Origin of the sequence: Massilia sp. CT11-108 (assembly GCF_047302915.1) — a bacterium.
In the GTDB taxonomy this organism is placed as follows: domain Bacteria; phylum Pseudomonadota; class Gammaproteobacteria; order Burkholderiales; family Burkholderiaceae_D; genus Telluria; species Telluria orientalis.
In genome coordinates, this window is the sequence record NZ_JBKYMO010000256.1 from 1 (window position 1) to 8200 (window position 8200).

The following is an 8200-nucleotide window of genomic DNA, read 5'->3' on the forward strand; positions in this document are numbered from 1 at the left end:
ACCGCAACCGGCCGCTGCCGGCCCAGCCGACGAGCGCCGGTGCCCAGACCAGGTGCTCGTGACGGCGGCCCGGTGCCCAGGCCCAGCGATTGTGCACGTGCACCCAGCGGCCGTAGTGGAACGGCGCATAGCCCCACGGCGCGTTGTCGACCCAGGTCCAGCCCCACGGATCGAGCCAGGTCCAGCTGCCGTCGCGGTACGGCACCCAGGTGGAGGCCACGGTCGGGGTCCACAGCGGGCCGTATTCGGGATCCTCGCGCCAGCTGCCGTAGCGGTCGAGGTCTTCGTAGCCCGTCATCTCGGTCGTCACGTAGCGGGACGACGCAGCATTGTCCTCGTAGCGGTCGCGCACGAGGGCCCATTCGTCGAAATCGTCGCGCACGGCGGCCATGGTGCGGACGTCGGCATCGCCCACCTCGGCGCGGCGGCCGGCGCGCAGGGTCAGCTGCGAATCGCCGTCCTCGACGAGCGCCGTGCCGTCGAACACGGTGACGAAGCTGGTGTCGCGCACGCGCTCCGCGTCCACGCGCATGCGGCCGGGCTGCTGCAGGCGCACGCGCGCCTGCGGGGTCTCGAGTTCGAAGCCGGCCAGCACGTCCGCATTCAGCACCCGCACGCTGGCGCTGCCGTAGTGCAGGCGCAGGCGCAGGCCGTTGTCGTCCATCTGCAGCACTTCCAGCGACGAATCGCCGTCCAGGCGGATCGACGTCGAACCGACGCGCAGCTCCGTGCGGCTGCCGGCCGCCGTGCTGATCGTGTTGCCCGACGTGACGGGCCAGTTGACCTGCGCGGCCATCATTTCCGCGCCGACGTCGCTGCCGATGGTGACCTGGCCCTGGGCCAGCGCGACGCGGCCCACGCGCGCCGGCGGATCGGCCGCCACGGCGAGCGCCGTCAGGGTGGAGAAAGCAAGGAGGACGGCGGTTTGCGCGACGCGGTTCGGCATGATGTCTCCAGGGCGGGAATAAACTCGTATTCTTGTTGGTAGACGCGACGGATTGCGTCTCCTGCATTACAACGCACGAGCGTACGAAACGACGACACGAATTACAAATGGTTGCGAAATGTTTCCGCGTTCAGGCGTGGGCAGGCTTGACGAAGAACATCAGCGCACCGACCGCCATCAGCACGGCGCCGAAGAAGCGGTTCTGGACCTTGACGGCGCGCGGGTCGCGGAACCAGCGCTGCATCGTCGATGCCAGCAGGGCGTAGCCGTGCATCACCGTGGTATCGATGGTGACCATCGTGACGCCCAGGATCGCCAGTTGCGGCAGCACGGGCGCCGCGTTCGAGATGAATTGCGGCAGCACGGCGACCATGAAGATGATGCCCTTCGGATTCGTCGCGTTGGTGAGGAAGCCGGTCAATACGCGGCGGCCGAACGACGGGTGCGCCGCGAGGCCGGCCGTCGAGACGTTCGACGCTTCCGCCTTCGCGCGCCACTGGGCGATGCCGAGCCAGATCAGGTACAGCGCGCCGACAATCTTCACGATGGTGAACGCTGTCTCCGACGCGACCAGCAGCGAGCCGACGCCGGCGCCGGCGATCACCAGCACGAGCACGAGGCCCAGTTGCAGGCCCAGCACGGTGGCGCTGGCCTTTTTCAGCCCGTAGGCAAGGCCGTGCGACATCGACAGGATGGCGCCGGAGCCGGGCGAAATGGCGATCAGCGAACCTGCGATGACGAAGGTGATCCAGGTGGCGAAGCTCATGGGAAGGAAGCGGAAGGGGAGAGAAAGGATACGCGGGCATGGCGCACGGCGCCGGCGATTGCCGGACGACCGCGGCCAGCCGCGGGTACTGCTTACTTCTTCTTCGGGTTGACGGCGGCCTTCAGGGTCGCGCCGGCAGCGAAGCGCGGCGTCTTCGACGCAGCGATCTTGATCACTTCGCCGGTTGCCGGGTTGCGGCCCTTGCGGGCAGCGCGCTTGGTGACCGAGAACGTGCCGAAGCCGGTGATACCCACCGTGTCGCCTTTTTTCAGACGCTCGGTGATGATGTCGATGATGGTGTTCACTGCGTCGTTCGCAGCGGCGCCCGACATCTCGGTACGCTTCGCAAATTCAGCGATCAGTTCGCCTTTTTTCATAAATCCTCCGGGTTGAAAGAGCCGGAAGATTAGCATAATTAATTGCTACGCGTAATCTTCTTACACGTCATACACCCTGTATTGGCGGGGTTTCTGCGTTTTTTTGCTCAGGCCGCTGCCGGATTCGCGTCGCCGCTGGCCAGGCGCAGGCGTAGCGCCGCGTTGATCAGCGTCTGGTAACCGGTGCCGGTGCGCTCGGCGCGCGAGCGGAATTCGTCCAGGACCTCGTCGTCGAGGTAGATGGTGATACGGGTCTTGCGCTTCGGAGGACGGGCACGGCGGCGCGGAACGGACGGCAGGTCGAGGTTCTGGTTCATGGACATCTCCTTCAGGTCGGAAAGGCTGCTGCACCGCAGCCAATGTTGTCACTATACGTATCGCCCGCGATGAGCTGCACGGGAAAGCGACGAGATGCAGATTTTCGGGTTTGAAACGCAGAAAACGCGCCTGAACCGTGTACCGGACCGACTGGCTGCGTCGGTTAAGATGTGAGCATATTGATATTGGGGAGCGGTACATGGCTGCAGGAAGTTTATTGGCACTTATCGACGACATTGCCACCGTGCTCGACGACGTGGCCCTGATGAGCAAGGTCGCCGCCAAGAAGACGGCCGGCGTGCTGGGCGACGATCTTGCCCTCAACGCCCAGCAGGTGACAGGCGTGAACGCGGACCGCGAGCTGCCCGTCGTGTGGGCGGTGGCGATGGGCTCGCTGCGCAACAAGGCGATCCTCGTTCCGGCCGCGCTCGCCATCTCCGCCTTCCTGCCGCAGGCGATCACGCCGATGCTGATGGTGGGCGGCGCCTACCTGTGCTTCGAGGGCTTCGAAAAAGTCGCCCATAAACTGCTGCACAGCGCCGCCGAGGATGCGGCGCACGAAGAAGAACTGGCGACGGCGCTGGCGGCCAATGCCGACATGCGCGCGGTCGAGAAGGACAAGATCAAGGGCGCGATCCGCACCGATTTTATTTTGTCGGCGGAAATCATCGTGATCTCGCTGGGCGTCGTCAACGAACAGGGCGCGTCGTTCGGCGCGCAGGTGGCGGCCCTCGTCGCGGTGGCGGTCGCGATGACGATCGGCGTCTACGGCATCGTCGCGGGCATCGTCAAGATCGACGACCTCGGGTTGTACCTGAGTCGCCGTGCGAGCAGCGCCGCCCGCGCCATCGGCAACCTGCTGGTGGCGGCCGCGCCGCGCCTGATGAAGTCGCTATCCGTGATCGGCACGGTGGCCATGTTCATGGTCGGCGGCGGCATCATCGGCCACGCGTTCGAGCCGCTGCACCATCTGGCCGAGAGCGCCGCTGCGGCGGTGGCAGGCGTCCCGGTCGTGGGCAGGCTGCTGGCGGCGGTGGCCCCTGGCGTGGTGGATGCCGCGGCGGGGGTCGTCGTCGGCGCGGTCGTGCTGGCGGTGGTGACGCTGGTGCAGAAAATCCGCGGAAAGTAACAAAGCCCGGCCCATCGCGGTGCGCCCATGCACCGCGATGGGTAACTGTTGCGTCCTTACATCTATTGCGGGTTAGCACAATTGACAACGATAACAATCAAGCTCCACTATCAAGTCGAGCTTGCCGTTGTATCCACGTAGATCAAGAATAAGGACAAGAGAATGCAACAACGATTTGTGCCGCAACAATCCGTACTCGCCCTCTCCATCGCCACCCTGTTCGCCGGCACGCCGCTGCTGGCCCAGGCCCAGGACAGCACCGCCACCGTCGTCGTGACCGGTACCCGCGTCGCCAACCGCACGGCGCTCGACACGGCCTCTCCCGTCGACATCATCTCGGCCGACACCCTCAAGACGACGGGTTCGACCGAACTGAACCAGGCCCTGTCGGTGGCGCTGCCGTCGCTGAACTTCCCGCGTCCCACGCTGACGGACGGCACGGACACCGTCCGCCCGGCCACCCTGCGCGGCATGGCGCCGGACCAGAGCCTCGTGCTGGTGAACTCCAAGCGCCGCCACACGTCGTCGCTCGTGAACCTGAACGGCTCGATCGGCCGCGGCTCGGCCGCCGTCGACCTGAACACGGTGCCATCCGCCATCGTGAAAAGCATCGAGGTGCTGCGCGACGGCGCGGCCGCGCAATACGGTTCCGACGCAATCTCGGGCGTCGTCAATGTCCGCCTGCGCACGGACCGCACGGGCGGCGAAGGCACGATCACGTACGGCGCCCACATCTCGGAATACGACCTCTTGAATGCCGCGGCGCCGGCCGGCGCCACGTGGACCGGACCCAATTCGCGCAAGCGCACGGACGGCCAGACCACGACCGTCAGCGCCTGGAAAGGCCTGCCGCTGGGCGAGACGGGCTACATCACCATCGCGGCCGAATACAAGGACCAGAACCACACGGAGCGCAGCGGCTACGACATGCGCCAGCTGTACGCGAAAGTGAACGGCGCCTACGATCCGCGCGAGCTGACCATCAACCGCTTCGACGCCTGGTACGGCGACCCGGAGATGCAGCAGAAGACCGTGTTCGTCAACGTGGGCAACAACCTGTCCCCGGACGTGAAGGTCTACGGCTGGAGCAGCTACCAGCTGCGCGACGCGCGCTCGGCCGGCTACTTCCGCATGCCGCAGGACAGCCGCAACGTGCAATCGATCTACCCGGACGGCTTCCTGCCGATCATCGCCCCGACCGTCGAAGACTTCAGCGCCGCCGCCGGCATGACCTGGGCCCTCGGTGACTGGGACCTGGACACGTCGCTCGTGTACGGCCAGAACGGCATGAACTACGACGTGCAGAACACGCTGAACGCGTCGATCGGCCCGACCAGCAAGACGAACTTCGATGCGGGCGGCTTCTCGTACAACCAGCTCGTGTACAACCTCACCGGCGTGCGCAAGTTCGACGTGGGCGGTCTCGCGTCGCCGCTGAACGTGGCGGTCGGCACCGAGGCGCGCCGCGAAGGCTACGAGCTGCACGCGGGCGAGCCGGATTCCTGGCGCAACGGCGGCGTGATCCTGCCGAGCGGCGTCCCGGCCGCATCGGGCGCGCAGGTATTCCCGGGCTTCCGTCCGGCCAATGCGTCGCACAAGTCGCGCACCGCGATCGGCGTGTTCGTCGACGTCGAAGCGAACATCACCGACAAGCTGCTCGCCTCCGCCGCCATCCGCGAGGAGCACTACAACGACTTCGGCAACAACCTGTCCGGCAAGCTGGCGGGCCGCTACGACTTCACGAAGAACTTCGCGCTGCGCGGCGCCGTGCAGAACGGCTTCCGCGCGCCGTCGCTGCAGCAGCAGAGCTTCACGTCGACGTCGACCAACTTCGTCAACGGCATCCCGTACGAGATCACGACGTTCACGCCGAACGATCCGGTCGCCGTCGCGCTGGGCGCCAAGCCGCTGAAGGCCGAGAAGTCGACCAACTTTTCGCTGGGTGCCGTCATGCGCTTCGCCCCCGTCAGCCTGACGGTGGACGCCTACCGCATCAACGTGCGCGACCGCATCGTGCTGTCGGAAAACCTGCTGTCGACGGCCGTGCGCAACTACATCGTGTCGCAGGGCTTCATCGGCGTCGGCGGCGGCCGCTTCTTCATCAACGGCGTCGACACGAAGACGGAAGGCGTCGACATCGTCGCGAGCATGCCGTGGAACGCGGGCGCCGCCGGCCGCTTCGACTTCACGCTGGCCGGCAACTTCAACCACACGGACGTGACCAGGGTCCCGACCACCGCCCAGCTGGCCGCGCTGGATCCGGCGCCCGTGCTGTTCGACCGCGTGAACGTGCTGACGCTGGAAAAGGGCCAGCCGAAGAACAAGATCACGGCGAGCGCCAACTGGAAGCTGAACCAGTGGGGCGTGACGGCCCGCGCCACGCGCTACGGCGAAGTGCTGTCGCCGGGCACGACGGAAGCGTTCGACTTCACCTTGAAGGCCAGGACGATCGTCGACCTGGAAGCCCGCTACGCCTTCACTCGCCAGTTCAGCCTGGCGGTCGGCGCGGACAACCTGTTCGACCAGTACTCGGAAACCCTGCCGCCGGCGCTGAACACGACCAGCAATACGCCGTTCTCGAACTACACGCCGTTCGGCAACAATGGCCGCTACGTGTATGCGCGCGCGAACTACAGCTTTTAAATACGCTTGACCTCACAACGGCGTACCGTGACACTGCACGGTACGCCGTTTTTCCTTGGAGCCGCGCCATGACGATCACGATCACCGCCTTCGAACGTTCGCCCGACGGCGGCAAGGGCCTCGCGCGCGACACGCGCGTGCGCTGGGCGCTGGAGGAAGCGGGCCTGCCGTACGACGTCCGCCTCGTGTCGTTCCGCGCCATGAAAGAACCGGCGCACCTGGCCCTGCACCCGTTCGGCCAGATCCCGACGTATGAACAGGACGGCCTCGTGCTGTTCGAGACGGGCGCCATCGTCTTTCATATCGCCACGCACCACGGCGCCCTGCTGCCGGCCGGCGACCATGCGCGGGCCCGCGCCATCACGTGGCTGTTTGCCGCGCTCAACACCGTGGAACCGCCCATCCTGGAACTGGTCACGGCCCGGATCTTCGAAGGCGACAAGCCCTGGAGCAAGGAACGCATCCCGCTCGTCGAGGAGCGCGTGCGCGACCGCATGAAGCAGCTGTCGGCGCGCCTGGGCGATGCCGACTGGCTCGACGGCGACTTCAGCGCGGGCGACCTCATGATGGTGTCGGTGCTGCTCCGGCTGCGGCCGTCCGGCATCCTCGACGAATTCCCCGTCCTGGCCGCCTACGTCGCGCGCGGCGAAGCACGGCCCGCGTACCAGCGTGCGTTCGCGGCGCAGCTGGTCGTCAATGCACCCTGACGCCACGATATCGCCGCCTCGCTTACACTCGAAGGAAATCAGGAACGGCGGCTGAGCATCGCACCGAGCGCCAGCCCGACGCCGAACACGCCGTAGACGACGGCCAGCGACGGCTTCGACAAGTGGGCCTCGTAGCCCGGCTGGAAACGCCTGGGCGTCAGCTGGTAGTCGGCAAAGCAGGCCACGGCCGAGGCGGCGGCCGCCACGCCGAGCGTCAGGGCGGGTTCCTTGCGGTCGAACAGGCGGCCGCACACGCGCTCGAGCAGCACCGACCAGAACATCGCGCTGCCGTGGTGGATCAGGTAGCCGGGGACGGTGTGGCGCAGCGTGGGCGTGTGTTCATGCAATGCCTCGTCGCCATAAATCCAGTGGCTGACCGCATTGGTCGGTGCGTAGGCGCTGCCGGCTTCGCGCCGGCCGAGCAGGGCCAGCGCCGCGGTCGACAGCAGGCTGGACGTGGCGCCGCCGACGAGGCCGCGCCTGAATGCCGTGTTCCATGATTCCATGAAGTCCTCTTGGAGAGTAGAGAAAGGAAAAGCATGCGGATCCTGCTCACGGGGGCAACGGGATTCATCGGACAGCACCTGTTGCGCGCGCTGCTGGCGGAGGGCCATGACGTCGTGTGCGCGGTGCGCCATCCCGGCACATTGCCGAGCCACCCGCACCTGTACGCGATCCGCGCCGACTTCGCCAACGATACCGACAAATCCAAGTGGCTGGCGCGCCTTTCCGGGGTGGAAGCCGTCATCAACACCGTCGGCATTTTCCGCGAGCGCGGCACGCAGACGTTCGCGAACCTGCACACGACAACGCCGCGCGCCCTGTTCGCCGCCTGCGCGGAGTCCGACGCCGTGCACATGGTCGTGCAACTGTCCGCGCTGGGTGCCGACGAGCAGGCCGACACCGCGTACCACCTGTCGAAGAAGGCCGCCGACGACTATCTCGCCACGCTCCCGATCCGCGCCGCCATCGTGCAGCCGTCGCTCGTCTACGGCGCGGACGGCGCCAGCGCGCGCGTCTTCAAGGCGATGGCATCGCTGCCGTGCGCCGTGCGCCTGGGAGATTCCCCGCAACTCGTGCAGCCGATCCACGTGGACGACGTCGTCGCCGCCATCGTGACGCTGCTGCGCCAGCGGCTGTATGCGGACGAGGCCGAGAGTGGCCCCGTGCGCCGCATCGCCCTCGTCGGTCCGCGAGCGCTGCCGTTCGTCGATTACCTGGCCACGTTGCGCCGCGCGATGGGGATGGGCAGGCTGCGCGTGCTGCCGCTGCCGGGGGGTGTCGCGCGAGTGCTTGCGCGCGTGGGCGCCTGGT

At 66.7% G+C, this 8200-nt stretch carries 9 protein-coding genes; 4 read left to right on the top strand and 5 right to left on the bottom strand.

Going from position 1 to position 8200, the window contains the following annotated elements; translation table 11 throughout:
* From ACEN88_RS19255 to ACEN88_RS19270, 4 genes are all read right to left on the bottom strand, one after another.
* Nucleotides 1-946: DUF6600 domain-containing protein (locus ACEN88_RS19255; RefSeq protein ID WP_413342090.1), on the bottom strand; the 946-nt coding region annotated here is incomplete at its 3' end.
* Between the two features lie 130 nt (nt 947-1076).
* Nucleotides 1077-1712: a LysE family transporter gene (locus ACEN88_RS19260; RefSeq protein WP_413342092.1), complete on the bottom strand. Its 636-nt coding sequence runs from the start codon at nt 1710-1712 to the stop codon at nt 1077-1079.
* A 92-nt stretch (nt 1713-1804) separates the two neighbouring features.
* On the bottom strand, nt 1805-2089 hold the full coding sequence (locus ACEN88_RS19265; RefSeq protein WP_036239618.1) for an HU family DNA-binding protein: 285 nt from the start codon (nt 2087-2089) through the stop codon (nt 1805-1807).
* 107 nt (nt 2090-2196) lie between these two features.
* The gene (locus ACEN88_RS19270; protein ID WP_036239616.1) at nt 2197-2406 is read right to left on the bottom strand and encodes a BrnA antitoxin family protein; all 210 of its coding nucleotides are present in this window, start codon (nt 2404-2406) and stop codon (nt 2197-2199) included.
* Nucleotides 2407-2606: 200 nt separating this feature from the next.
* Between ACEN88_RS19270 and ACEN88_RS19275 the strand changes: the two genes are divergently transcribed.
* The 3 genes from ACEN88_RS19275 to ACEN88_RS19285 all read left to right on the top strand — a co-directional run bounded on the left by ACEN88_RS19275 (nt 2607) and on the right by ACEN88_RS19285 (nt 6886).
* Nucleotides 2607-3536 carry a DUF808 domain-containing protein gene (locus ACEN88_RS19275; protein WP_413342094.1) on the top strand — a complete coding sequence of 310 codons (930 nt, stop codon included), beginning with the start codon at nt 2607-2609 and terminating at the stop codon, nt 3534-3536.
* A gap of 162 nt (nt 3537-3698) precedes the next feature.
* A complete protein-coding gene (locus tag ACEN88_RS19280; RefSeq protein WP_413342096.1) occupies nt 3699-6179 on the top strand; it encodes a TonB-dependent receptor plug domain-containing protein in 2481 nt (826 codons plus the stop codon).
* Nucleotides 6180-6247: 68 nt separating this feature from the next.
* Entirely contained in the window at nt 6248-6886 is a 639-nt protein-coding gene (locus ACEN88_RS19285; protein ID WP_413342098.1) for a glutathione S-transferase family protein, read from the top strand.
* 38 nt (nt 6887-6924) lie between these two features.
* On the opposite strand, the gene ACEN88_RS19290 is transcribed toward ACEN88_RS19285, so the two are convergent.
* A complete protein-coding gene (locus tag ACEN88_RS19290) occupies nt 6925-7392 on the bottom strand; it encodes a hypothetical protein (protein ID WP_413342100.1) in 468 nt (155 codons plus the stop codon).
* Between the two features lie 33 nt (nt 7393-7425).
* Between ACEN88_RS19290 and ACEN88_RS19295 the strand changes: the two genes are divergently transcribed.
* On the top strand, nt 7426-8200 hold a 775-nt coding region (locus tag ACEN88_RS19295), incomplete at its 3' end, for an NAD-dependent epimerase/dehydratase family protein (protein WP_413342102.1).